The sequence below is a fragment of the Sphingomonas sp. genome (assembly GCF_025362505.1).
Classification (GTDB): domain Bacteria; phylum Pseudomonadota; class Alphaproteobacteria; order Sphingomonadales; family Sphingomonadaceae; genus Sphingomicrobium.
On sequence record NZ_JANYGG010000135.1, the window covers coordinates 38,496 to 62,716 of the forward strand.

At 66.7% G+C, this 24,221-nt stretch carries 22 protein-coding genes and 1 pseudogene; 7 read left to right on the forward strand and 16 right to left on the reverse strand.

Going from position 1 to position 24,221, the window contains the following annotated elements; translation table 11 throughout:
• Nucleotides 1-105 precede the first annotated feature (105 nt).
• From cysT to Q0R27_RS12820, 5 genes are all read left to right on the forward strand, one after another.
• Nucleotides 106-930 carry a sulfate ABC transporter permease subunit CysT gene (cysT, locus tag Q0R27_RS12800; RefSeq protein WP_293945449.1) on the forward strand — a complete coding sequence of 275 codons (825 nt, stop codon included), beginning with the start codon at nt 106-108 and terminating at the stop codon, nt 928-930.
• Entirely contained in the window at nt 927-1,763 is an 837-nt protein-coding gene (cysW, locus tag Q0R27_RS12805) for a sulfate ABC transporter permease subunit CysW (protein WP_293945450.1), read from the forward strand. The genes cysT and cysW overlap by 4 nt, the downstream gene beginning before the upstream one ends.
• Nucleotides 1,760-2,803 carry a sulfate/molybdate ABC transporter ATP-binding protein gene (locus Q0R27_RS12810; RefSeq protein WP_293945451.1) on the forward strand — a complete coding sequence of 348 codons (1,044 nt, stop codon included), beginning with the start codon at nt 1,760-1,762 and terminating at the stop codon, nt 2,801-2,803. Before cysW ends, Q0R27_RS12810 begins: the two co-directional genes overlap by 4 nt.
• 111 nt (nt 2,804-2,914) lie before the next feature.
• Nucleotides 2,915-3,247, forward strand: a complete 333-nt coding sequence (locus Q0R27_RS12815; RefSeq protein WP_293945552.1) for a DUF6481 family protein — start codon at nt 2,915-2,917, stop codon at nt 3,245-3,247.
• Nucleotides 3,244-3,915, forward strand: coding sequence for an MnmC family methyltransferase (locus Q0R27_RS12820; RefSeq protein ID WP_293945454.1), 672 nt, complete (start codon nt 3,244-3,246; stop codon nt 3,913-3,915). The genes Q0R27_RS12815 and Q0R27_RS12820 overlap by 4 nt, the downstream gene beginning before the upstream one ends.
• A gap of 92 nt (nt 3,916-4,007) precedes the next feature.
• On the opposite strand, the gene pnp is transcribed toward Q0R27_RS12820, so the two are convergent.
• The 12 genes and pseudogenes from pnp to Q0R27_RS12880 form a co-directional block, all read right to left on the reverse strand.
• A complete protein-coding gene (pnp, locus tag Q0R27_RS12825) occupies nt 4,008-6,389 on the reverse strand; it encodes a polyribonucleotide nucleotidyltransferase (protein WP_293945457.1) in 2,382 nt (793 codons plus the stop codon).
• A gap of 224 nt (nt 6,390-6,613) precedes the next feature.
• Nucleotides 6,614-6,883 (reverse strand): 30S ribosomal protein S15, encoded by a 270-nt coding sequence (rpsO, locus tag Q0R27_RS12830; protein WP_293945459.1) that lies wholly within the window; start codon nt 6,881-6,883, stop codon nt 6,614-6,616.
• Nucleotides 6,884-6,897: 14 nt separating this feature from the next.
• Nucleotides 6,898-7,812 (reverse strand): tRNA pseudouridine(55) synthase TruB, encoded by a 915-nt coding sequence (gene truB / locus Q0R27_RS12835; protein ID WP_293945469.1) that lies wholly within the window; start codon nt 7,810-7,812, stop codon nt 6,898-6,900.
• Nucleotides 7,782-8,273, reverse strand: a pseudogene (locus Q0R27_RS12840) (GNAT family protein); the annotation flags it as partial. The pseudogene Q0R27_RS12840 and the gene truB, both read right to left, overlap by 31 nt.
• 46 nt (nt 8,274-8,319) lie before the next feature.
• Nucleotides 8,320-8,712: a 30S ribosome-binding factor RbfA gene (gene rbfA, locus Q0R27_RS12845; protein WP_293945471.1), complete on the reverse strand. Its 393-nt coding sequence runs from the start codon at nt 8,710-8,712 to the stop codon at nt 8,320-8,322.
• Nucleotides 8,709-10,088: an oligosaccharide flippase family protein gene (locus Q0R27_RS12850; RefSeq protein WP_293945473.1), complete on the reverse strand. Its 1,380-nt coding sequence runs from the start codon at nt 10,086-10,088 to the stop codon at nt 8,709-8,711. The genes rbfA and Q0R27_RS12850 overlap by 4 nt, the downstream gene beginning before the upstream one ends.
• A gap of 64 nt (nt 10,089-10,152) precedes the next feature.
• The gene (gene infB / locus Q0R27_RS12855) at nt 10,153-12,693 is read right to left on the reverse strand and encodes a translation initiation factor IF-2 (protein ID WP_293945475.1); all 2,541 of its coding nucleotides are present in this window, start codon (nt 12,691-12,693) and stop codon (nt 10,153-10,155) included.
• On the reverse strand, nt 12,690-13,346 hold the full coding sequence (locus Q0R27_RS12860) for a DUF448 domain-containing protein (RefSeq protein WP_293945554.1): 657 nt from the start codon (nt 13,344-13,346) through the stop codon (nt 12,690-12,692). The genes infB and Q0R27_RS12860 overlap by 4 nt, the downstream gene beginning before the upstream one ends.
• Nucleotides 13,347-13,428: 82 nt before the next feature.
• Nucleotides 13,429-15,102, reverse strand: a complete 1,674-nt coding sequence (gene nusA / locus Q0R27_RS12865) for a transcription termination factor NusA (RefSeq protein WP_293945477.1) — start codon at nt 15,100-15,102, stop codon at nt 13,429-13,431.
• 3 nt (nt 15,103-15,105) lie between these two features.
• Nucleotides 15,106-15,642, reverse strand: coding sequence for a ribosome maturation protein RimP (gene rimP, locus Q0R27_RS12870; RefSeq protein ID WP_293945479.1), 537 nt, complete (start codon nt 15,640-15,642; stop codon nt 15,106-15,108).
• Between the two features lie 172 nt (nt 15,643-15,814).
• Entirely contained in the window at nt 15,815-16,303 is a 489-nt protein-coding gene (locus tag Q0R27_RS12875; RefSeq protein WP_293945480.1) for an isoprenylcysteine carboxylmethyltransferase family protein, read from the reverse strand.
• A gap of 22 nt (nt 16,304-16,325) precedes the next feature.
• A complete protein-coding gene (locus tag Q0R27_RS12880; protein ID WP_293945482.1) occupies nt 16,326-17,354 on the reverse strand; it encodes a 3-oxoacyl-[acyl-carrier-protein] synthase III C-terminal domain-containing protein in 1,029 nt (342 codons plus the stop codon).
• A 64-nt stretch (nt 17,355-17,418) separates the two neighbouring features.
• Between Q0R27_RS12880 and Q0R27_RS12885 the strand changes: the two genes are divergently transcribed.
• Nucleotides 17,419-18,636: a PQQ-dependent sugar dehydrogenase gene (locus Q0R27_RS12885; protein WP_293945486.1), complete on the forward strand. Its 1,218-nt coding sequence runs from the start codon at nt 17,419-17,421 to the stop codon at nt 18,634-18,636.
• Here the strand turns inward: Q0R27_RS12885 and trmB are convergent.
• Nucleotides 18,621-19,319, reverse strand: a complete 699-nt coding sequence (trmB, locus tag Q0R27_RS12890; RefSeq protein WP_293945487.1) for a tRNA (guanosine(46)-N7)-methyltransferase TrmB — start codon at nt 19,317-19,319, stop codon at nt 18,621-18,623. The two genes, Q0R27_RS12885 and trmB, sit on opposite strands and share 16 nt — an antisense overlap.
• The gene (gene lnt / locus Q0R27_RS12895) at nt 19,316-20,824 is read right to left on the reverse strand and encodes an apolipoprotein N-acyltransferase (protein WP_293945488.1); all 1,509 of its coding nucleotides are present in this window, start codon (nt 20,822-20,824) and stop codon (nt 19,316-19,318) included. The genes trmB and lnt overlap by 4 nt, the downstream gene beginning before the upstream one ends.
• A gap of 184 nt (nt 20,825-21,008) precedes the next feature.
• Between lnt and Q0R27_RS12900 the strand changes: the two genes are divergently transcribed.
• Nucleotides 21,009-22,793 (forward strand): TIR domain-containing protein, encoded by a 1,785-nt coding sequence (locus tag Q0R27_RS12900; protein WP_366080366.1) that lies wholly within the window; start codon nt 21,009-21,011, stop codon nt 22,791-22,793.
• Between the two features lie 12 nt (nt 22,794-22,805).
• Here Q0R27_RS12900 and Q0R27_RS12905 read toward each other — a convergent pair whose 3' ends face one another.
• A complete protein-coding gene (locus tag Q0R27_RS12905) occupies nt 22,806-23,684 on the reverse strand; it encodes a hemolysin family protein (protein ID WP_293945492.1) in 879 nt (292 codons plus the stop codon).
• Nucleotides 23,685-24,206: an rRNA maturation RNase YbeY gene (ybeY, locus tag Q0R27_RS12910; RefSeq protein WP_293945495.1), complete on the reverse strand. Its 522-nt coding sequence runs from the start codon at nt 24,204-24,206 to the stop codon at nt 23,685-23,687.
• Nucleotides 24,207-24,221 lie beyond the last annotated feature (15 nt).

A 24,221-nucleotide genomic window follows, 5' to 3' on the forward strand; every position in this document is an offset into this window, starting at 1 on the left:
AGCGTTGCCCTTTCGGCTTCCGGGCGAGCATCGGAACAGCCTCAGTTGGGCGACGCGTCCGGGTCCGGTTTCGTGCCGCATTTGCCCCGCCTCAAGAGGCCACGCGTGCGCCGCTCGATTATTCCTGGCTTCGGGCTCAGCCTCGGGGTGACCGTCGCCTGGCTGTCGCTGATCGTCTTCCTGCCGCTGGCCGCGCTGGCGCTGAAGGCAGCGCAAATGGGCCCGGCCGATTTCGTCGCCTCGGCGCTAAATGCGCGCGCGATCGCGGCTTACAAGGTGAGCTTCGGCACGGCGCTGCTCGCGGCGCTGATCAACGCCTTTTTCGGGACGCTCGTCGCCTGGGTGCTGGTGCGCTACTCCTTCCCGGGGCGTCGGCTGGTCAGCGCGATGGTCGATCTTCCCTTCGCGCTGCCTACCGCTGTCGCCGGTATCGCGCTGACCACTCTCTACGCGGAGAATGGCTGGATCGGCTCGCTGCTCGCCCCGCTCGGGATCAAGGTCGCTTTTACCTGGATCGGCATCACCGTCGCTTTGACCTTCGTTGGCATGCCGTTCGTCGTGCGCTCGATCGAGCCGGTGCTGGCCGACCTCGGCAATGACGTCGAAGAAGTCGCGACGACCCTCGGCGCGACTCGTATCCAGACCTTCAACCGGGTGATCTTCCCGGCAATCTTTCCAGCCCTGCTGACCGGCTTCGCGATGGCCTTCGCAAGGGGTGTCGGTGAATATGGCTCGGTCATCTTCATCGCCGGCAACATGCCATACCGCACCGAAATCGCGCCGCTGTTGATCGTCACCCAGCTCGAGCAATATGATTATGACGGGGCCAGCGCGATCGCGGTCGTGTTGCTGCTGGCCTCGTTTGCACTGCTCGTCCTGCTCAATCTTTACCAGGCGTGGAATGCCAAGCGCGGCGGGCGCGGCGAATGAGGATCGCGATCGGCGAGGGCCGGGGCGGGCGCACTGTCCTCATCACGATAGCCTTGGCGTTCCTCGCGCTGATGCTGGCGCTGCCGCTCGTCACCGTCTTCAGCCAGGCGCTCGATCATGGGGTGCCCGCCTTCCTCGACGCGATCCGCCAGCCCGATGCGCTCGCCGCGATGCGGCTAACCCTGCTCGTCGCGGTAATCGCGGTGCCCGCCAACGTCATCTTCGGCCTCGCCGCGAGCTGGGCGATCACCAAGTTCGACTTCCCCGGCAAGAGCCTGCTGACCAGCTTCATCGACCTACCGCTGTCGGTCTCGCCGGTCGTGTCGGGGCTGATCTATGTCCTGCTGTTCGGCGCGCAGGGCTGGTTCGGCCCGTGGCTCGCCGAGCATGACGTCCAGATCATCTTCGCCGTCCCCGGAATCGTGCTCGCGACGATGTTCGTCACCTTCCCGTTCGTCGCGCGCGAGCTCATTCCGCTGATGCAGGGGCAGGGACGCGACGACGAGGAAGCCGCGCTGTCGCTCGGCGCAACGGGGTTCCAGACCTTCTTTCGCGTCACTTTGCCGAACATCCGCTGGGGGCTGCTTTACGGCGTCCTTCTGTGCAACGCCCGCGCGATGGGCGAATTCGGCGCGGTGTCGGTCGTCTCGGGCCACATCCGCGGCCAGACCAACACCATGCCGCTCCATGTCGAGATCCTCTATAACGAGTATGATTATGTCGCCGCCTTTGCCGTTGCCGCGCTTCTCGCCCTGCTTGCGCTCGTGACGCTGGCCCTCAAGAGCTTGCTCGAATGGCGCTACGGCCATGCCTCGGCGGGAGCGGGGCATTGAGCATCATCCTCAAGAACATCAGCAAGCGGTTCGGTACCTACGCCGCGCTTCACGATGTCAGCCTCGAAGCGCGCGACGGCGAGTTCCTCGCCCTGCTCGGCCCGTCAGGATCGGGCAAGACCACGTTGCTGAGGATCATCGCCGGGCTGGAATTCCCCGACGAGGGTCGGGTGTTTTTCGGCGACGAGGACGTCACCGACCTCAAGGCCGCCGCCCGCCGCGTCGGCTTCGTGTTCCAGCAATACGCCTTGTTCAAGCACATGACCGTCGCAGAGAATGTCGCGTTCGGGCTCAACGTGCGCAAGCGCCGCGACCGTCCGCCGACCGCCGAGATCAAGCGCCGGGTCGAGGAATTGCTCGACCTCGTCCAGCTTGGCGGCCGCGGTGATCGCTATCCGGCGCAGCTCTCGGGCGGCCAGCGCCAACGCATCGCGCTCGCCCGAGCGCTCGCCGTTGAACCGCGCCTGCTGCTGCTCGACGAACCGTTCGGCGCGCTCGACGCGAAGGTTCGCAAGGAACTCCGCCGCTGGCTCCGCACCTTGCACGATAGCATGGGGGTGACGTCGGTTTTCGTCACCCACGACCAGGATGAGGCGCTCGAACTCGCCGACCGCGTGGTCGTCATGGACTATGGCCGGATCGAGCAGGTTGCCCGCCCGCGCACGATCTACGACCGTCCCGAAAACGCGTTCGTTTATGACTTCGTCGGCGACAGCAATCGCCTGCCAGTCGAGGTCGTCGCCGAACGTGGCAGCTTCGCCGGCCGGCCGCTCGCGGTAGTGCTCGACGGCGCCAGCGATGGCCCCGCCAACCTCTGGTTCCGCCCACATGAGGTTCGGTTGACGGAAAACCCCGATGGCGCACTCGAGGGCCGCGTGACGCTCATCCTGCCGCGCGCCGGCACGCTGCGGGTCGAGGCCGAGGTTGACGGTATCGACCGCCCGGTCGAACTCGACCTGCCGCTCGACGCGCCGGTCAAGATTGGCGACGTGATCCGCTTCGTGCCGACCGAGCCAAGGATGTTTCCGAAGGCGGACTAAGAGCGAATTAGCCCGAAACTATCGGTTCCTTTGGGTCCGCGCTTCGTTGCGGCTAAGGGGGGCATATTGGCGGTCATCACGATTGCCCCAACACCAGCGGATTACATCATCATGGCAGCCTACAAGACCCCCGACTTCACCGAACGCGCCGCGCTGGCCCGCGAGGCGAAGCAGCGCGCGCTCGACCAGCTGCGCGCCAAGCCCGCCCCCGACGCCGCGACGATCGCCGCGCGCCAGGAGGCACTGGCCGCGCGCGAAGCCGCCGCCGCCGAAAAGCGCGCCGCCAAGCTGGCCGCCGCCGAAGCCGCCAAGGTCGCGCGGGCGGAAGCCAAGGCCGCAGCCGAGCTCGCCCGCAAGGAATCAGAAGTCGCCCCGCCGACCGAGGCCGAGCTCAAGGCCGCGCGCGATGCCCGCTATGCCGCGCGGAAGACGCGTAGGCGGTGATCCCGCGGGAGCTGATCGATACCGCCGAGGTTCCCGGCGGGCTGCCGCTCAAGCTTTACCGGCGCGGCAATGATTACATGATCACGCTCGAGCGCAACGAATTGATGAGCAGCCGGATGAGCGGTTCGGAAGCGGCGCTGGGCACCATGACCTGCGAGCACCTCGGGTCACGCCCCGCCCCCCGGCTGTTGGTCGGCGGCTACGGCATGGGCTTCACCCTGCGCGCGGTGCTGGCGAAGTTGGGGGCAGACGCGACCATCGTCGTGGCCGAACTGGTGCCAAAGATCATCGCCTGGGCGCGCGGGCCAATGGCGGCATTGGCCGACGGCTGTCTCGACGATCCACGGGTCGAAGTCGTTCTCGGCGACGTGGGCGCTGCCATCGAAACCGCCTCAGCCGATTATGACGCCATCCTGCTCGATGTTGACAACGGTCCCGATGGCCTGACGCGCCAGGCCAACGATGGCCTCTACACCGCGCGCGGCCTCGCCAATGTCAAGGTCGCGCTCAAGTCCGGCGGGATCCTCGCCATCTGGTCCGCCGCCCCCGACCCGGCCTTCACCCGCCGCCTGACCCAGGCTGGCTTCGACACCGAAGAAGTCCGCGTCCGGGCACGCGACAATGGCAAGGGCCCAACTCACACGATCTGGTTCGCCCGTCGCAGCTGAAAAGCGCATGATCGTCAGCGCGCCTTAGCTCGAACGAAAAAGGCCCCGCATTGCTGCGGGGCCTTTCGTTGCTTCGGCGCTGGGCCGATCGCTTACTCGTCGTTGCCGCCCGTCAGGAACGCCGGGGCGAACTCGGGGGCGGGGCCGCTGTCGCTACGGTCACTGGTTTCGCGGCGCGGGCCACGGTCGCCACCTTCGCGGCGGGGACCACGGTCGCCGCCGTCACGGCGCGGGCCGCGATCACCGCCGCCGCCACCGGGGCCACGACCCTCGCCACCACGACCACCGCCGCCATCACGGCGCGGGCCACGATCGGGACGGTCGCCACGCGGGCGGTCACCGCCCTCGCGAGCTTCGCGCGGGGGACGCGTGTCTTCAAGCTCGGCACCGGTTTCCTGGTCGACGACGCGCATCGACAGGCGGACCTTGCCGCGCTGATCGACCTCGAGCAGCTTGACCTTGACGTCTTGGCCTTCGCTCAGCACGTCGCGGACATTCTCGACCCGGTCGTTGCGGATTTCGGACACGTGGACGAGCCCGTCCTTGCCCGGCATGAAGGTCACGAACGCGCCGAAATCGACGATGTTGGCGACCTTGCCGTTGTAGATCGTGCCGATCTCGGGCTCGGCGACGATTCCGTGGATCCACGCGCGGGCGGCCTCGATCTGCGTAACATCCGAAGACGAGATCTTGATCACGCCCTCGTCGTCAATGTCGACCTTGGCGCCGGTCGTCGCGACGATCTCGCGGATGACCTTGCCGCCGGTACCGATGATCTCGCGGATCTTGTCCTTGGGCACCGACATCGTCTCGATGCGTGGGGCATGCGCGCTGAGTTCCGAACGCTCGTGGTCGAGCGCCTTGGCCATTTCGCCAAGGATGTGCGCGCGACCGTCCTTCGCCTGGGCGAGGGCGACCTTCATGATCTCCTCGGTGATTCCGGCGACCTTGATGTCCATCTGGAGCGAGGTGATGCCCTCGGACGTGCCGGCGACCTTGAAGTCCATGTCGCCAAGGTGATCCTCGTCGCCAAGGATGTCGCTGATGACGGCAAAGTCCTTGCCTTCGAGGATGAGGCCCATGGCGATGCCCGCGACCGGACGGATCAGCGGAACGCCCGCGTCCATCATCGACAGCGAACCGCCGCAGACCGTCGCCATCGACGAGGAGCCATTGCTCTCGGTAATGTCGGACAGAACGCGGATGGTGTAGGGGAAGTCCGCGTTCGACGGCAGCATCGGGTGCAGCGCGCGCCACGCCAGCTTGCCGTGGCCGATTTCGCGGCGGCCCGGCGCGCCGAAGCGGCCGACTTCACCGACCGAGTAGGGCGGGAAGTTATAGTGGAGCATGAAGCGCGAGTAGGACAGGCCGTCGAGCCCGTCGATCATCTGCTCGCTGTCCTTCGTGCCGAGCGTGGTGGTGCAGATCGCCTGCGTCTCGCCGCGGGTGAACAGCGCCGAACCGTGGGTGCGCGGCAGAAAGCCGACCATCGCTTCGATCGGGCGAACCGTCTTGGTGTCGCGGCCGTCGATGCGGCGGCCTTCCTTGAGGATCGCGGTGCGGACGATGTCGGCCTCGAGCGACTTGACCGCCTTCGATGCGGACATCTGCTCCTGCGGGGTGGCGTCGGCGAAGGCGGCCTTGGCCTTATCGCGGACGATCGTCAGCGCCTTCGAGCGCTCGCCCTTGTCGGTCAGCTTGTAGGCCGCTTCGATGTCCTTGCCGACGACGGTCTTGAGCTTCGCCTTGGCGGCGGTCTTGGCGTCGTTGGTGGCGAGGTCCCACGGGTCCTTGGCGGCCTTCTCGGCCAGCTGGATGATGCCTTCGCAGACCTTCTTCGAGGCGGCATGGGCGAACATCACCGCGCCGAGCATGACGTCTTCCGACAGCTCCTTGGCCTCGGATTCGACCATCATCACTGCGCCCATCGTGCCGGCGACGACGAGGTCGAGGTCGCCCGCCTTGATCTGCTCAGGCGACGGGTTAAGGATGTACTCGCCATTCTCGTAGCCGACGCGCGCGCCGCCGATCGGGCCCATGAACGGCACGCCGCTGAGAGTGAGGGCGGCGGAGGCGGCGATCATCGCGAGGATGTCGGGCTCATTCTCGCCGTCGTAGGAAAGGACCTGCGCGATGACGAGGACCTCGTTGTAGAAGCCTTCGGGGAACAGCGGGCGGATCGGGCGATCGATCAGGCGGCTGGTCAGCGTTTCCTTTTCGGTCGCGCCGCGCTCGCGCTTGAAGAAGCCGCCCGGGATTCGCCCGGCGGCCGAGAATTTTTCCTGATAGTGGACGGTCAACGGGAAGAAGTCCTGACCCGGCTTGACCGACTTGGCGGCGGTGACGGCGCACAGCACCACGGTTTCGCCCAGGGTCGCCATCACGGCGCCGTCGGCCTGGCGGGCAACGCGCCCGGTTTCGAGCTTCAGCGTCTTGCCGCCGAGATCGATTTCCACAGTCTTTACATTGAACATGTTGTTTCCTTCACCCGGACGCCAGATGCGGCCGGGACGTCGTGGTGGGACAGCCGGTCCACCATCGGTCGGGGCCTAAAAAATGCCCCAGGGACGCCAGCCGAATTGCCGGTTTCCCGATACGAAAAGGGCACCGCCCAGAGACTGATCGTTGGCAGGAGGCGCGCTGTGCGCGACTGCTGAAAACGTGAATCAGGCACTGCGCAAACGACGCGCCCTTATTTTTACTTGCGAAGGCCGAGCTTGGCGATCAGGTCGGTGTAGCGGGTAGCGTCCTCGCGCTTGAGATAGTCGAGCAGCGAGCGGCGCTTGTTGACCATCATGAGCAGGCCGCGACGCGAATGGTTATCCTTCGCGTGGGTTTTGAAATGCTCGGTCAGGGTCAGGATGCGGCTGGTGATGATCGCGATCTGGACCTCGGGCGAACCCGTGTCATTTTCGGCGCGACCATGTTCGGTGATCAACTTCTGCTTGTTTTCAGCGGTAATCGACATCAAATACTCCTTGATTAGATGTTGAACCCGCGGACGACCCGAAGGCCGTCGGTTCCGGCTTCGACCAAGGCCACCGGACGACCAGCGTCGGTGGCAAGGACAAGGCCCGGTGTCGCGAGCGTCCGATCGAGCTTCTGTCCGTGACGGAGCAGGGTGGCTTCTTCGGGAGTGACGGGGAGGGCCGGGATGTCGTCCAGCCCCGCGATGAGCGGGAGGACCGCCCCATCAAGCTGCCGCGCCTTAGCAAGGTCGGCCAATTTGTCCAGCGATATCGCCTGAGCGAGCGAGAAGGGTCCGGCGCGGGTGCGGCGCAGCCGGGTCACATGGCCGACCGTCCCGGCCGCGACTGCCAGGTCGCGGGCGAGGGACCGGATGTAAGTGCCCTTCGATACGGACGTCACGAATGTCGCGCTGTCCCCGACGAATTCGATCAGGCGCAGCTGATGGATCGTCACCTGCCGTGTCGCCAGCGCCACCTCCTCACCGGCCCGGGCAAGATCATAAGCACGCTTGCCGTCGACCTTCAGCGCCGAATAGGCCGGCGGGATCTGGTCGATGATCCCGGTGAAGCGGGGCAGGATTTCGGCGACCGTCGCCGCCGTCGGGCGAACCGGGCTGGTCGCGATCACCGCGCCCTCGAGGTCGAGCGTGTCGGTTTGCGCTCCGAAGGTGACGGTGAAGGCATAGTCCTTCGTCGCGTCTAGCATGTGCCCCGCAAGCTTGGTCGCCTCGCCCAGCGCGATCGGGAGGACCCCGGACGCGAGCGGGTCGAGCGTGCCCCCGTGCCCGACCTTGGTCTTCGCCTCACCCGCCTCGCGCAGCGCGCGCTTGACCGCCGAGACGCACGGGGTCGAGCCGATCCCGACCGGCTTGTCGAGGATGATCCAGCCGCTGAGCATCAGGCGGCGGGTGCGCCTGCGATCGGCCATTCGTCCTTCAGGATTGCGAACAGCACCGTGTCGCGGACGTGGCCGGTCCAGGTGATCCGGTCGGCGCGAAGTACGCCCTCGCGCACCGCACCGAGCTTCTTGCATGCCGCCTGGCTGCGCTCGTTGCGCCGGTCGACGCGGAATTCGACCCGGCGGAAGCCGCACGAGAAAGCGCGCTCGAGCATCATGTCCTTGACGCGGGCGTTGAGGCCGGTGCCGCGCATCGCCGGGCGATAATAGGTTGCGCCGATTTCCAGCGTCTGGCGCGCCGGGTCGATGCCGAGGAAGCTCGCCATCCCGGCCAGCGTATCGCCGTCGAACAGCACGAGCACATGGTTGCGCGGGTTGGCGGAGAGGGCATCGATACTCTCGTCGAAATGGTCCGGGTCGAATGAGCTCGAATAGATCGCCCAGATGTCGCGATCCTCGGCGCAGGCAGCCATCAGCATCGCGCGGTGGTCCTCGCCGAGCGGCTCGGCGCGGCAGCCCTCGCCGCGGCGAGATCGGTCATTCCTCGCCGAGGTCCCGCGCGACCTTGGGCGAGCGCAGGATCGCGTCGATCTTGCCGCCTTCGTCGAAGCTCTCGTCCGCGCGGAATTTGATCTTCGCGGCGTATCTGACGCGCACGCGGTTGGCGACTTCGCGCTGGAAGAAGGCGGTGTTGGTGCGCAAGGCCTTGAGCACCGCCTCCTCGTCCTGCCCGAGCAGTGGTTTCACGAAGACGATCGCGTGGCGCAGGTCGGGCGTCATGCGCACCTCGGTGACGCTGACGAGATGGCTGGCGAGTGTCTCGTCATGCACATCGCCGCGCATCAGGATGTCGGACAGCACATGCCGCACCTGCTCGCCAACGCGAAGCAGACGGACCGAGCGGCCCTCGGGGGTTTCGTTCGTCTTCACTTCATTTCACCGGCCTGCAGGGCAATCAGGGTTTCCGCCTCGTCGGAATTCAACGGCCGCGACCGATTTTTCCGACGGGCGAACCGGTCACTGAAAATCATCAGGGCTAGGAGGAAGAATGTCCCGGTGACCATCGCAATGCCATAACCCGTCGCGCCGAGCGTGGGAATGAGCGCGGCGAACAATAGCGTCAACAGCGCCGCGTAGGGGAGTTGTACCCAGAATTGGCGCCACATCATCGCCGCTCCGATCATCTCCTGCAAATAGACGTTGGAAATGACCATCGGAACCGTCGACAGGACCACCAGCGAGAAGGCGAAGGCACCCGCGTGAAATCCGGGGCCGTAGGCCGACATCACCAGCGGCGAAAACAGGACCAGGGGAAGGGTGCCGGCAATAGCGACCAGACCGCTGATCCATGCAAGCTTGTTGCGCAGACGAGCCGAATTATCGTGATCGCCCGCTCCGTGATGGCGGCTGAAGCGCGGGATGGCGACCGTGCCGAGTGCGCTGGTAATGAGCAAGGCCGGGCCACGCCATTGAAGCCCGGTGGTGGCGACTGCAACCGCACTGAGTCCGCCCGCGTGACTCGAAAGCCAATAGATGCCGAACCAGTTGGCAAGTCCCGACAGAGCCCCGACCCCGACCGTCGGCAAGGCGAAGTCGAGGAACAGGCTCCGGGCCGAAAGCGGTTCGCCAGACCTCGGAATGTTGAACTTGCGGCGCAGTCGGTTGACATGCGCTCTCAGGATGAATGTCCTCGGTAACATCATCGCCAGCATGACGATCAACGCCCCGACCAGGCCAAACTCCCGCGCGCTGAAAAACGTCAACGGAAGCGAGACGATTCCGATGGCGACGCGCAGGCTCGCCAGAAAACGGAAGGATTCGAAGCCCTGCGCAAATCCGTCCTGGATACCGCTCCAGACCGCCCCGGATATCAGCAGGATGCCGATCAGCGTGGCCTGTTCGTAGCCGCTGCGATGATAGAGAAAGACCGATGCCTCGCGGTAGAAAGGTATCAGCGCCAGCACCACGACCGTGCTGATTCCGATCGCGAGCTTGGTGAGCGATCCGATAACACCGGCGACCTTCGCGGGGTCAGAATGGAGATGCCGGCTGACGAAGACGGTCGCAGCAAGGCCGGACTGGAACCCGACGATGGTAGTGACCACGCCAAGCGTCGCGAACAGCACGCCATAAGCGCCATAGTCCGTTATCCCGAGCAGACGTGACAGCATTACGGTTTGGCCAACCGCAATCAGCCGGTCAAAGCCCAACAGAACCGTGTACCAACCCGCCTTGTTCCCGAAATCTGACCGTGCAAGGCCGCCGACCTTTCGCGCGGTACGCCCCCACAGCGACTGAGCGGTCATGATGGTCCCTTGGTCGCGAGTGAAGTGACAGGCCGCACGACGGCAGATCCGGATGCGGCTGGCCTCACAGCGTCCGCGCGCGCTCCTCGACTTCGAAGGTTTCGAGGAAGTCGCCGGCTTTCAGGTCGATGAAGTTCTGCGTGAAAGTCACGCCGCACTCGAGCCCGGCGCGGACTTCGGCGACATCGTCCTTGAACCGGCGCAGCGAGGCGATTTCTCCGGTGTAGGTGATGACATCGTCGCGCGTGATCCGCGCTTTGAGCGCCTTGCGGATGATGCCTTCGACCACCAGCAGCCCGGCCGCCTTGCCATGCTTGCCGGCCGAGAAGACTTCGCGGATTTCTGCGCGGCCGACGACCGTCTCGATGATCTCGGGACCGAGTTCGCCGGCCATTGCGCCCTTGGCCCAGTCGGTGAGGTGATAGATCACGTCGTAATAGCGTAATTCGACCTTGTGCCGCGTGGCGACTTCGCGCGCCTTGGCGTTGGGGCGGACGTTGAACCCGATGATCGGCGCGCCCGATGCCGAGGCCAGCGTGACGTCGCTTTCGGTGATCGCGCCGACACCTGAATTGAGGATGCGGACCTTGATCTCGTCGGTCGACAGCCGGTTCAATGCGTTGACGATTGCTTCGGCCGAGCCCTGGACGTCGGCCTTCACCACGAGCGGGAACTCGATCATCGTCGACGAGCGGTCGGCGAACATATTCTCGAGGCTGATCGGCGCGCTGGTGGTGCGCTTGCGGTCGAGCAGCGTCTGGCGATAGGCGGCGACCTCGCGGGCGCGGGCCTCGTTCTCGACCACCGTGAACGGGTCGCCGGCCGACGGCACTGCGCTGAGGCCGAGGACCTCGACCGGGACGGCGGGGCCGGCTTCCTTGATCGGCCGGCCATGGTCGTCGAGCATCGCGCGGACCTTGCCCGATGCCGCGCCGACGACGAAGATGTCGCCGACCTTGAGCGTGCCGCGCTGGACCAGCACGGTGGCGAGCGGGCCGCGGCCCTTGTCGAGCCGGGCCTCGATCACGGTCGCTTCGGCGGGGCGGTCGGGGTTGGCCTTCAATTCGAGAATTTCGGCCTGGAGCTCGATCGCCTCGAGCAATTTGTCGAGCCCAGTCTTCTTGAGCGCGGAGATCTCTACGTCCTGGACGTCGCCGCCCATGTCCTCGACCACGATCTCGTACTGGAGGAGTTCCTCGCGCACCTTCTGTGGCTTGGCTTCGGGCTTGTCGATCTTGTTGATCGCCACGATCATCGGCACGCCGGCCGCCTTGGTGTGGTTGATCGCCTCGATCGTCTGCGGGCGCAGGCCATCGTCGGCGGCAACCACCAGAATAACGATGTCGGTGACGTTGGCGCCGCGCTGGCGCATCTCGGTGAACGCTTCGTGGCCCGGTGTGTCGAGGAAAGTAACCTTCGACTTGTCGGGCAACGTGACTTGGTAGGCGCCGATGTGCTGGGTGATACCGCCGGCCTCGCCCGACTGGACGCTGGCACCGCGGATCGCGTCGAGCAGCGATGTCTTGCCATGATCGACGTGGCCCATGATCGTGACCACCGGCGGGCGCGTGACGAGCGTCTCGGGCGCATCGACGTCGGCGGCGGAGTCGATGTCGACATCGCTCTCGCTGACGCGCTTGATGTTATGGCCGAACTCGGTGACCAGCAGCTCGGCGGTGTCCTGATCGATGGTGTCGACCAGCGCCGAGGGCGAACCCATCTTGAACAGCGACTTGATCAGGTCTGAGCCGCGCTCGGCCATGCGGTTGGCGAGTTCCTGCACCGTGATCGATTCTGGAACGACGACGTCGCGGACCTGCTTGGCCGACGGACCAGCCGACTGGTGAGCGCGCTTTTCCTTTTCGCGCGCTCGGCGCAGCGCGGCGAGTGAGCGAGCACGATTGTCGTCTTCGCCGGACAGCGCGCGGGTGACGGTGAGCTTGCCCGAGTGGCGGCGGTCGTCGCCGCGGCCACGCACCGGACGTGCAATTTCGGGGCGCTTGACGACCTGAACCGGACCGGGCTTGCGGTACGCACGATCTTCGCCCGGACGGCTTTCTTCGCCGACTTCGGGCTCAACAGCGGGCGCGCCCGGCGCCGGCGCCGGCTCGGGAGCGGGCTCTGCGGCGATGCGCGCGGCTTCGGCGGCCGATTCGTCCTCGGCCTTGCGATTGTCCTCGGCACGGCGCTTCTCGTCCTCGGTCTGCTCGACCTTGGCGCGATCGTCACGGCGGCGCGCGTCGCTGAGGCTCGTCATGCGCGCCTCTTCGGCTTCACGCAGCAGGCGTTCCTGAAGCTCGCGGCGCGACGCGATGTCGTCGACCGGCCGTCGCGGCGCGGGGGTTGCGGCCGGGCGCGGCGCAGGGCGCTGCGGGGAAGGAGCCGAAACGGCGGCAACCGGCGCGGGGGCGGGCGCCTCGGCGGCGGGGGCAGCGACGGGCGCTTCGCCCGGCTTGCCGAGGATGCGGCGCTTCTTGACCTCGACCACGACGGTGTTCGAGCGGCCGTGGCTGAAGCTCTGCTTCACCTTGCCGGTCTCGACCGTGCGCTTGAGGCCCAGCGGGGGCCGGGTACCAAGCTTGGGCTTGTCGCTCTGGTCGGTCATTCTTGTCCTTCGTCAAACGCAGCAGTCGAGCCGGGGCTCGGGGCGGCAGCACCGCCCTCTAGCCCCGCATCGGGAGAGATGAAAGCTTGCCACCGGGCAATCGCGCGGGAAACGCGAGCGGCAGCGGCGGAGTCAATCAAGGCGACGTGTACCACGTTTTCGCGGCCGAGCGCCATCGACAAGATGGGGCGCGCTTCGGGGAAAACCAGCCCTCGGTCATACCCGCGCCGGTCCGACCCGCCAACCCGCCACGCCGAATCGAGCCGCTTGCGCCCATCCTCGCGCGCATCGGCGGCGTGGAGCAGCAGGTGGACTTGGCCTGAGCGGGCGGCGGATTCGACCTTATCGGCCCCGCTGAGGAGTGTGCCCCCGCGAGCCTCGAGCCCGAGCCGGTCGAGCGTTGCCTGGCGCAAGGCGTCGGTGATGCGCTCGCCAAGGTCGGCGGGGACGTTGATCTCGCCGGTCTTGAACGCGCGGGACAGCGCTCCCTTGAGCTTGCCCTTGGCGTTGGCCGCATCGAGCGCCGCTCGGTCGACCCCGATCCACGCGCCGCGCCCGGGGGCACGCGCGCCGACGTCGGGCGCAACGCTCCCGTCCGGGCCCAGCGCGAGCCGGATCAGCGTGTCGCGGGTGCCGGGCGTGCGGGTGAGCACGCAGGTGCGGACAGTGTCCGCCGCCCGCGCCGCCGGCCCGCCAAGACTTGGTCCGTTGACCAGAGGTGCCTCAGCTAGCGGGTCATTCTGCTTGTTCCGCAACCGCGTCCTCCCCACCAGCGGCGGAGGCCGCATCACCGACAGCCGGAAGAGCGGTGGCAGCGTCGTCATCCTCGAACCAGTGGGCCCGCGCCGCCATGATGATCTCGTTGCCCTGCTCTTCGCTGAGGTTGAAGTCGGCAAGGATGCCGCCCTTGTCCTCGGGCCGCTTGACGGCGGTTTCGGCGCGGCGGCGCGGTTCCTGGCGCTTCTTCTGGATCAGCTCGTCGGTGGCGAGGTCGGCGAGATCGTCGAGGTTCCGGATGTTGGCCTTGCCGAGCACGACCAGCATCGCCTCGGACATGTGCGGCAATTCGGCCAGCGAATCCTCGACACCCAGCCCGCGGCGGATTTCGCGCGCGGCGGCTTCGCGGCGCTCGAGCGCTTCGGTCGCGCGGTTCTGCAGTTCGCCGGCGATCTCGTCGTCGAGCCCCTCGATCGAGGCGATTTCATCGCTTTCGACGTAGGCCACTTCTTCCATGCTGGTGAAGCCTTCGGCGACCAGCAGCTGAGCGAGCGTCTCGTCGACGTCGAGTTCCTCCTGGAACATGGTCGAGCGCTCGACGAATTCGCGTTGGCGCTTCTCGCTCGCATCGGCCTCGGTCAAGATGTCGATCTGCGAATTGGTCAGCTGGCTGGCGAGGCGAACGTTCTGCCCGCGCCGGCCAATCGCCAGGCTGAGCTGGTCGTCGGGAACGACCACCTCGATCCGGTTTTCTTCCTCGTCGATGACGACGCGCGCGACGGTGGCCGGCTGCAGGGCGTTGACGACGAAGGTGGCGAGGTCCTCGCTCCACGGAATGATGTCGATCTTCTCGCCCTGCATTTCCTGGACGACCGCTTGGACGCGGCTGCCCTTCATGCCGACACAGGCGCCGACCGGGTCGATGCTGCTGTCATAGCTGATCACGCCGATCTTGGCGCGGCTGCCAGGGTCGCGGGCGGCGGCCTTGATCTCGATGATCCCGTCGTAGATTTCGGGGACTTCCTGCGCGAACAGCTTTTTCATGAAGTCGGGGTGCGCGCGGGACAGGAAGATCTGGGGGCCGCGCGCTTCGCGGGCGACGCGCAGGATCAGGCTGCGGATGCGGTCGCCGACGCGGACCATTTCGCGCGGGATCTGCTGGTCGCGGCGGATGACGCCCTCGGCGCGGCCCAGGTCGACGACGACGTGGCCGAACTCGACGCGCTTGACGACGCCGGTGATGATCTCGCCGCCGCGCTCCTTGAATTCCTCATATTGGCGGTCGCGCTCGGCGTCGCGAACCTTCTGGAAGATGACCTGCTTTGCGGCCTGAGCGGCGATGCGGCCGAACTCGATCGGGGGCAGCGGATCGACGATGAAATCGCCGACGGTGGCATCGGCCTGGAGCTTCGTCGCGCCCTTCAGATCGACCTGCTTGAAATAATCGTCGACCTCCTCGACCACTTCGACGACGCGCCACAGGCGGAGGTCGCCAGTGACGGGGTCGAGCTTGGCGCGGATGTCGTTCTCAGCGCCGTAGCGCGAGCGGGCGGCGCGCTGGATCGCGTCTTCCATCGCCTCGATGACGATGGCGCGGTCGATCAATTTCTCCTTCGCCACCGCATCGGCGATGGCGAGCAGTTCGGCCTTGTTGGCGCTGGGGCCGGCGGTCGGCGGGGCAACAGTTGCCATCGGTTAACTCTCCGTCTTGATGGTGTCGGCGCCGTCGGTGCTGAGCGGCGCGGTGGCGTTGATGAGCTTGTCGGTTAGTAGCAGTTTGGCCGCGGCGATCGACGAGAAGGGGAAAGCGCGGGCGCCCCTCGGCGACGAGATGGTGACGATTTCGCCGTCGATCCCGTCGATGATCCCGCTGACCTGCTTGGCGCCGTCCTGCGGTTCGATGAACTTGATGCGCGCTTCGTGACCGACCCAGTCGGCATAGTCGGACGGGCGGGTCAGCGGGCGATCGATCCCGGGTGACGAGACCTCGAGCCGATAGGCACCCTCGACCGGGTCGCGGCCGGCTGCTTCCTCGGCGTCGAGCACTTCGGAGATCCGGCGCGACAGCGTTTCGCAATCGCCGAGCACGAGTTGCCTGGTGTCGGGGCGTTCGGCCATTACCTGCAGCGTGGGGTCCGACGTCCCGCCGATCATGATCACGCGCACCAAGCTGAGCCCAAGGGCTTCGGCCTCGGGCGCGATCAGCGCGGTAATGACGGGAATGTCGGCCAAGCCTGGGTCCTGTGAAGTTTAGTCAAAGGCGCTCGCTGCCGGGCCCCGGGGGACCCAGCCTCAGCATCCGGCGATGTCGAGGAGTGGTTGCGTTATAGGCGCAGCCGGGAAGCGGCGCAAGCGGTGCTTAGAGTCTGTTTCAACAGAACCGGACGGTGCCGATGAACAGGCTCTAGCCCCTGAGCGCGCGGTTCTCGGCGCGGATGCGGATGGTGAGGATGGCGGCGTTGAGGAGCAAGAAGATCAGCGCGGTCCTCCATAGCCCGAACACCAGCGGGAGCACCGCGATCTCGCCGATCACGAGCAGGTAATTGGGGTGGCGGACGAAGCGGTAAGGGCCGCGCGCGACGAGGCTCTCGCCGGGAACGACAATGATCCGTGTCGTCCAGCGCGGACCGAGCGTTCGCAGGGTCCACACCCGGAAGGCCTGGAGCAGGATGAACAGCGCGAGGAAAAGGAGGTGAACCGCCTTGCCCGGCGCCTGCACCCACAACGCGGCGAGCCACGTGGCGTGAAGCGCGACGATCGCGGGATAATGGCCCGGCGCGACTTCATGGCCGCCGTGGGCGAGGAGGCGCTTGGTATTGGCCCTCGCGACCGGCAATTCGGTCAGCCGCTGGAGCGTGACGAAGCCGAGGATCGCGACCGCGGGCCAGATCATCGCGTGAGGCCCGATGACTGAATCAAGGACGGCGGAGCGACAGTGCGGCGAGCGTGAAGCCCGGCCCGAGCGCGGTCATCAGCGTGCGGCCCGGGAGCCCGCGCTCGATCAGCTTTTGGAGCACGAACAGCACCGTCGGCGCGCTCATGTTGCCATGCTCGCGCAGCACCTCGCGCTCGAGGTCGAGGGTGCCGGTCTGGAGGCCGAGCGCACTCTCCATCGCGGTCAATACCTTGGCCCCGCCGGGGTGGCTGCACAGCCGGTCGAAGTCGGCGAAGCTCATGCCCATGCTGGCGAGGATCGAGTCGAGGCCGGCAGAGAGGTTTGCCTCGAGGAATGGGGGAATTGCGCGGTCGAACACGACTGCGAGCCCCGGATCCTCGACCCGCCAGCCCATGATGCCGAGCGTGTCGGGCCAAAGGCGTTCGCCCGAGCCTTCGACAAAGGCGATCGCATCACCATCGGTCGAGATCACCGCAGCGGCCGACCCGTCGCCGAACAAGGCGGTGGCGACGATCGCGGCGGGGTCGTCGCTGTCGAGGCGGATCGAGATCGAGCAGGTCTCGACCGTGACGAACAGCCAGCGGCTGCCCGGATCGGCGGCGGCGAGGCGGGCGGCGGTGGCGAGACCGGACACGCCTCCGGCGCAACCAAGCCCGAAGATCGGCACGCGGCGGATATCGGGTCGAAGTCCGAGCGCCTTGGCGTTGCGCGCTTCGAGGCTCGGCGTGGCGATGCCGGTGGTCGACACCGCGATGACCCCGTCGATGTCGCTCGGCTGAAGGCCGGCCCGCTCGATCGCGCCGCGCGCCGCCTCGATGAACAGTGCGTCGGCGGCGGCGAGATAGGTCCGGTTGCGTTCGCTCCAGCCGTGGTTTTCGCCATACCAGACGAGCGGCGCGACCAGTTGGCGCTCGTCGATTTCGGCATTGTCGAACACGCCGGATAGGCGGTCGAACAGCGCCTTCCGGCCGGCGAACAGCGCGCGGCCGGTTGCCTTCGCCTCCGCCTGGCTGACAGGGAAGGGCGGGACGGCGGTCGCGAGGGACAAAAGGGAAGCGGTCAGCTTGAATCTTTCAAAGGGCCAGATCAGTAACGGCCAAGGGAGACATTGGATGCAACGCACTTCATTGCAAGCGCTTATACTCGTTCCAGCGCTAGCCGCCTGCACGGCCGGCCCCGCCGCCACGACTTTGCCCAGGCCGTTCGTCGCGACCGAGATCGCGAAGTTCGATTCGCCGTTCGGAATGGCGTTCCTTCCCGATGGTTCGGCGCTCATTACCGAGAAGGCGGGGAAGCTCAAATGGTGGCGCGCCGGGCAGCCGATTGGCGATGTCGCCGGAGTACCGACGGTAGCCAACGTCGATCAGGGCGGGTTGCTTGGGGTCGCCTTGTCGCCGCTTTTTGCCACCGACCGGCTGGTGTATCTGACCTATTCGGAGCGCTCGGCGACGGGCGGCAGCGGACTGGCGCTCGCGCGTGGTGCACTCGCGCCGGACGGCTCGCGGCTGACCGACGTGCGCGTGCTGTGGCACGACCCGCAGGGCGGCGAGGGCGGACAATTTGGCGCCGCGATTGCCTTCGCTCCCGACGGCAAATCGCTGTTCCTGAGCTCGGGCGAGCGCCAGCGCTTTACCCCGGCGCAGGACCCAAACCAGCCGCTGGGCAAGATTCTCCACCTCACCCTCGACGGCCAGCCGGCACTGGACAATCCGGACGCGGGTAAGCTCGGTGCGACAACAACGTCGATCACTACCCCGCCCGACAATAGCGGCGCGGCGAAAAGTGCGGATGGTCGCCCGTTCCGCTGGACCACCCTCAACCGCACCCCCGGCGAGACGTGGAGCACGGGCTACCGCAACCCCTATGGCCTCGCATTCGACGCCGACGGACGGCTGTGGGAGAGCGAGATGGGGCCGCAGGGCGGGGATGAGGTCAACCTCGTCAAGTCGGGGCGAAACTATGCCTGGCCCGATGCCTCCAACGGCAGCAATTACGACGACACGGATATCCCCGATCACAAGCCGGGCGATGGCTACGAACCGCCGAAAGTCTGGTGGAACCCGTCTATCTCGCCCGGCGGGCTGATGATTTATCGTGGCGGCAAATGGCCGCAGTGGAAGGGCGATGCGTTCGTTCCGGCGCTGTCGGCCCAAGCGCTGATCCGCGTCGATCTCGACGGCGACAGCGCGACCAAGGCCGAGCAGTGGAACATGGACAACCGCATTCGCGCCGTGGCCCAATCGCCTGCGGGAGACATCTACTTGCTCGAGGACGGCGACGGGGCGCGGCTGCTGCGGCTCGATCCGGCGAAGCCTCAGGCGCGGCGGTAGCGCAGATAGTAAGGCCGTCGTCCCTCCCGCCGCGACTTGGCGCCGTAGCGGGTTTCGATCCAGCCACCGGGGGGATTTAGGAAGTCCGACGGCTGCTCGCCGAGCCATTCGAACGTGGCGGCGTGGCGCTGCATGACCATCAGCGACCAGTCGAGATAGACCGGATGGTCGGTAGCGAGGCGGAACTCGCCGCCGGGCGTCAACTTTGCCGCGATGAGGCTGAGCGGGCCGTCGTTGACCATGCGGCGCTTGGCGTGGCGCGCCTTGGGCCAGGGGTCGGGGTGGAGCAGGTAGACGAAACTCAGCGCCCCGTTGGGGATGCGGGCAAGCACCTCGAGCGCGTCGCCCATGTGGAGGCGGACGTTGGCTAGGCGCCGATCACGGATGTGGGCGAGGGCGGTGGCGACGCCGTTGAGAAACGGCTCGCAGCCGATGAAGCCGTGGTCGGGGAGGAGGTCGGCGCGGTGCGCGAGGTGCTCGCCGCCGCCGAAGCCGATCTCGACATGGAGCGGGCGCTGATCACCAAACAGGCGGTTCGCGGTGATCTCGCCCTCGTCCGGGACCGAAATCGCGGGAAGCAGGGTCTCAATCAGCTCGGCCTGGCCCGTGCGCAGCTTGTGCCCGCTCGACCGGCCGTAAAGGCGGTTGATCGTCAGCGGGTCGCCAGGCTTCACCAACATCACTTGGCGATCGGTTCGCGGCCCCGCCACAGCGCGATCAGCAGCAGGGCGAAGGCGAACAGCAGCGGCAGCCAGTTGCCGAGCATGGCGAACGGGGTGGCGGCGCGCGCGGCGGGGATACGCGCATCGATCTCGCCCGGCTCGCGCCACGGCAGCGAGTGGAGCAGGCGGCCGTCGGCGTCGACCAGCGCGCTGATTCCGGTCGGGGTCGAACGGATCACGGGGATGCCCTCCTCGGCGGCGCGCAGCCTCGCCTGGGCGAGGTGCTGCGGCGGGCCCCAGCGGCCGAACCAGGCGTCGTTCGACGGGTTGAACAGGAAATCGGGACGGTGCGCGCGGTCGACCACTTCACCCGAGAAGATGATCTCGTAGCAGATCTGCACCCCCATCTTGCCGAAGCTCGGCAGGTCGAGGGTGCGCGGGCCGGGGCCGGCGTCGAAGTCGACATCGCCCGGGGCGAGACGCGACAGGCCGATCGCCGACAGGATCGGGCGCATCGGGAGGTATTCACCATAGGGGACGAGGTGCGCCTTGTCGTAGCGGCCGATCAGGCGGCCGGTCGGGTCGAGCAGGAACAGGCTGTTGCGCACACCGGCGGCGGTCTGGCCATCGACCGAGCGGACGCCGAGCCCGCCGGTAGCGAGCAGGTCGTGGGGCCCAAGCGCGCGGATGATCGCCTGGCGCTGGTTTGCGACGAGTGGGGCGGCGCCCAGTCGATTGTCTTCGAGCGGCGCGGTCACCGCGGCTTCGGGCCACAGCAGCAGGCGGGGCTCGGTCGAGGGGGCGCCCGACAGGCCGAGCAGGCGCGCTTCGGAGATCTCGGTCGCGCCGGGGCGCCATTTGACCTCCTGGCCGATGTTCGGCTGGACGATCCGCACCGCCGGCCCGCTTCTTGTGGGCGCGAACGGCAGGAGTAGCGAGGCCATGCCGACGACCGCAACTGGAAGCAGCGCGAATGCGGCGTCGCGCAGGTGGCGCATCGCGAGCCAGATCGCGCCGCCGAGGAGCACCGTCAGCCCCGACAGGCCGTAGGTTCCGATCAGGCCGGTCGACCGGCGCAGCGGCGTGTCGACCAGCGCGACGCCAACCGGGTTCCACGCGAAACCGGTAAAGATCCCGGCGCGCAAATATTCGCACGCGATCCAGCCGGCGGCGAGCGCGAACACGAGCGCGAGCGGGTTACGCCGCCCGATCCGCCACGCGAGCCCGGTGGCGAGCATCGGATAGACAGCGAGGTAGAGCGAGAGGAGGAACACCGCGAGCCAGCCGAGCCAGGCCGGCATTGCCGCCTGGTAAGTGAAGCTGGTCGCGATCCAGTTGAGGCCGACGCAGAACTGGCCAAGCCCGAAGCCCCAGCCGAGCGCCAATGCCGAACGCATCCGCGGCGCGCTGGCGACGAGCCCGGCGAGCAGCGCGAACGCGAGCGGCATCAGCGGACCCAGGGCGAACGGTTCGAATGCGAAGGCGGACAGCGCGCCCGCAAGGAGCGCCACGAGAAACTTCATCATTCCGCCTAAGCAAATTCGGGCCAAGTAGGAAAATATTTTCGCAAGCACGTCGGGGGACGAACGATCATGGCGTGGCACATGGCTCTTGTCGCGCTCGCCGGGACCTTGCCGTACATTGGCATTTTGCTTGCGCTCGCCGGGTCAGGCTGATCTACACGATGAGAGAAACGAGGTCTTTCGGCGCATGTCGGATATATTCGTGTCCTACGCTCGTTCGACCGAGCGCCAGGCGCAGCAGGTTGCCGAGGCGTTACGCGTGCTCGGCTATGCGGTGTGGCGCGACGACGAACTCCCCGCGCACCGGGCCTATGGCGAAGTCATCGAGGAACGGTTGCGCTCCGCCAAGGCGGTGGTGGTCATCTGGTCGGCTGACGCAGCGCGCTCCCAATGGGTCCGCGCCGAAGCTGACGTCGCGCGCGAGGCAGGGACGCTGGTCCAGGTCAGCGTCGATGGGACGATGCCGCCGATCCCGTTCAACCAGATCCAGTGCGCCGACCTCAATGGCTGGTCGGGCGACACCGAAACCGCCGGCTGGGCCAAGATCGTGTCTAGCGTCGGCTCGCTGGTCGGCGACGCCCGACCGGTTGCCGAAGCCGAGCGGCCCAGTGCCCCTGCCAAACGCGTGGCGATCTGCGTCCTGCCGTTCATCAACATGAGCGGCGATGCCGAGCAGGAATATTTCAGCGACGGGATCAGCGAGGACATCATCACCGACCTGTCGAAGGTGTCGGCGCTGTCGGTCGTCGCGCGAAACACGTCGTTCACCTACAAGGGCCGGGTCGCCGACGTGAAGGAAGTCGCGCGCGAGCTCGGCGTGACCCATGTCCTGGAAGGCAGCGTGCGCAAGGCCGGCGGGCGGGTGCGGATCAACGCCCAGCTGATTGATGGCGAGGCCGGTGACCATGTCTGGGCCGACCGCTACGACCGCGACCTCGACGACATCTTCGCGATTCAGGACGAGATTTCCAAGGCAATCGTCGGGGCGCTGCGCCTCAAATTACTGCCGAAGGAAAAGAAGGCGATCGAGCATCGCGGGACATCGAGCGTGGAGGCCTACAACCTCTATCTGATGGCGCGCCAGCACTGGATCAGCGGCAATGATGGCGACAGCCGGCGCGACGAGGTCGTGGTGCGGATATGTCGCCAGGCGACGACGATCGACGCCGATTACGGCAAGGCATGGGCGCTGATGGCGCTGGCGCAGACCGAATTACGCTTCCGCCACGACCGGATCGACGAGGATGGACTGGCCTCGGCCGAGCGCGCGCTGCGGCTCGATCCGACGCTGGCGGAGGCGCATTGCATCAAGGCGCGCTACCTCGCCAGCCAGGACGGCCGCTACGACGATGCCATCCGCCAAATCGAAATCGCGATCGGCTTGGCGCCCAATTCGTGGGAAGTGAACAAGGAAGCGGCGAGGTTGCTGTTCAGCCGCGGCGACTCGAAGGGGGCAGTGCCCTATTTCGAAAAAGCCACCGAGCTGATGGAAAGCGATTATCACGCGCCGGGCATGTTGCAGACCTGCTATAACGCGCTGGGCGATACGGAGGGCATGCGCCGGTCGGCGGAGAAATCCCTCTCCCGAATCGAAAAGGCGTTGGCGCAGGATCCGACCAACGGCGCGGCCCTGGGCTTCGGCGCCGTAGCGCTCTCCGCGTTGGGCGATGGCGAGCGGGCGCGCGAATGGATCAACCGCGCGATGCTGTTCGCGCCCGAAAACCTCACGATGCGCTATAACCTTGTCTGCGCGCTGACCGTCAATCTTGGCGATTACGACGGTGCGCTCGACCTGCTCGAAACGTTCATCAATAAGATGAACGCGATGCTGGTGACCCATTTGCAAGTCGATCCGGACATTGATCGGCTGCGCGACAAGCCGCGCTTCGTGAGAATGCTCGCCGAGGCGAAGGAGCGGCTGGCCGCGGCCGCCGCTGCCGAAGTTCCCAACGAGATGCCGCGCGCGGTGTGAACCGGCTTCAGATCAGGCTTCGCTGACCGCGTCGTCGGGGGCGTGAAGGCGCAGGCGGATCATGCGCTTGGTGTCGGCTTCGATCGATTCGATGCGCCAGCCCGAGGGGTGCTCGACGCTTTCGCCCGGCGGCAGGATTCGGCCGGCAAGCAGGAATGCCAGCCCGCCGAGCGTGTCGATATCGTCCTCGCCCGCGACCAGCCGCTTGTCGACGGTTTCGGCGACTTCCTCCAATTCGGTGCGCGCGTCGGCTTCCCACAGGCCTTCGTCGAGCAGGATCAAATTGCCGGTCGGTTCCTCGTCATGCTCGTCCTCGATGTCGCCGACGATTTCCTCGACGACGTCCTCGATGGTGATCAGCCCTTCGGTCCCGCCGAACTCGTCGACGACGATCGCAAGGTGGGTGCGCTCGGTGCGCATGCGGGCAAGGAGGTCGAGCACGCCCATCGATTCGGGCACGAACAACGGCGCGCGGAGCAGGCCGGCGATGGTTCGCGGCCGGCCGGGGTTGGCGAGCGCGACGAACACGTCCTTGATGTGAATCATGCCGACGACATGGTCGAGGCCTTCGCCGGTGACCGGCAAACGGCTGTGCTCGGCTTCGGCGAAGGCAGCGACCAGTTCGGCAAAATTGAGCGTCTGCGGCACCGAGACGATGTCGCCGCGGGTAACCGCGACTTCGCCGGCGGTGCGGTCGCCGAAGTGGAGCAGGTTGCGCAGCATCTGGCGCTCGATCGGAGAAAGATCGCCGCGCTGGGTGGGGACGGTGTCGGCTTCGTCGATCGCGTCCTCGATCTGGTCGCGAAGGCTGGTTTCATGGTCGTCGCCGAAGATCAGCGCGCGCATGCCGCGCCACAGGCGGGAACCGGGTTCGTCGGGGGGCGAGGCCATCTAGCGGTCGCCCGCATAGGGGTCGGCGATACCGAGGCGGGCAAGGGCGCGGGTTTCGCGCGCCTCCATGTCCTGCGCCGCGACATCGTCCTGGTGGTCGTAGCCAAGCAAATGGAGCGTCCCGTGGACCATCAGGTGGGCGGCGTGGGCCTCGATCGGGATCGCCTTGTCGGCGGCCTCGGTCGCGCAGACGGTGTGGGCGAGCACGATATCGCCGAGCATCAGTTCGGGACCGTCGGCGCTATCGAAGTCCTGGCCGGGGTCGGCCAGCTCGTCGGGCGCGGCCATCGGAAACGACAGCACGTTGGTGGGCTTGTCCTTGCCGCGCCACTGGGCGTTGAGCGCGCGGACTTCCTCGTCGCTCGTCAGGCGCAGCGCGATCTCGACGGTGCGCCGAGTCGTCGCGAGTTGGGGGAAGGCACTTTCCGCCACGGCAGCGTGGGTAGCTCGCTCGGCGAGCGGACCCCACGCGATCCTACTATCCCACTCCGCGTCGGCCTCGATTTCGATGTCGAGGATCATGGCTGATCCTCGAGG

What these genes read in the sequence shown, in the direction of transcription:
- cysW (WP_293945450.1), top strand. Translation starts at nt 927, where the DNA reads ATGAGGATCGCGATCGGCGAGGGCCGGGGCGGGCGCACTGTCCTCATC.
- Q0R27_RS12815 (WP_293945552.1), top strand. Translation starts at nt 2,915, where the DNA reads ATGGCAGCCTACAAGACCCCCGACTTCACCGAACGCGCCGCGCTGGCC.
- pnp (WP_293945457.1), bottom strand. Translation starts at nt 6,389, where the DNA reads ATGTTCAATGTAAAGACTGTGGAAATCGATCTCGGCGGCAAGACGCTG.
- rpsO (WP_293945459.1), bottom strand. Translation starts at nt 6,883, where the DNA reads ATGTCGATTACCGCTGAAAACAAGCAGAAGTTGATCACCGAACATGGT.
- truB (WP_293945469.1), bottom strand. Translation starts at nt 7,812, where the DNA reads ATGGCCGATCGCAGGCGCACCCGCCGCCTGATGCTCAGCGGCTGGATC.
- Q0R27_RS12850 (WP_293945473.1), bottom strand. Translation starts at nt 10,088, where the DNA reads ATGACCGCTCAGTCGCTGTGGGGGCGTACCGCGCGAAAGGTCGGCGGC.
- infB (WP_293945475.1), bottom strand. Translation starts at nt 12,693, where the DNA reads ATGACCGACCAGAGCGACAAGCCCAAGCTTGGTACCCGGCCCCCGCTG.
- nusA (WP_293945477.1), bottom strand. Translation starts at nt 15,102, where the DNA reads ATGGCAACTGTTGCCCCGCCGACCGCCGGCCCCAGCGCCAACAAGGCC.
- Q0R27_RS12875 (WP_293945480.1), bottom strand. Translation starts at nt 16,303, where the DNA reads ATGATCTGGCCCGCGGTCGCGATCCTCGGCTTCGTCACGCTCCAGCGG.
- Q0R27_RS12885 (WP_293945486.1), top strand. Translation starts at nt 17,419, where the DNA reads ATGCAACGCACTTCATTGCAAGCGCTTATACTCGTTCCAGCGCTAGCC.
- lnt (WP_293945488.1), bottom strand. Translation starts at nt 20,824, where the DNA reads ATGATGAAGTTTCTCGTGGCGCTCCTTGCGGGCGCGCTGTCCGCCTTC.
- Q0R27_RS12900 (WP_366080366.1), top strand. Translation starts at nt 21,009, where the DNA reads ATGTCGGATATATTCGTGTCCTACGCTCGTTCGACCGAGCGCCAGGCG.
- Q0R27_RS12905 (WP_293945492.1), bottom strand. Translation starts at nt 23,684, where the DNA reads ATGGCCTCGCCCCCCGACGAACCCGGTTCCCGCCTGTGGCGCGGCATG.
- ybeY (WP_293945495.1), bottom strand. Translation starts at nt 24,206, where the DNA reads ATGATCCTCGACATCGAAATCGAGGCCGACGCGGAGTGGGATAGTAGG.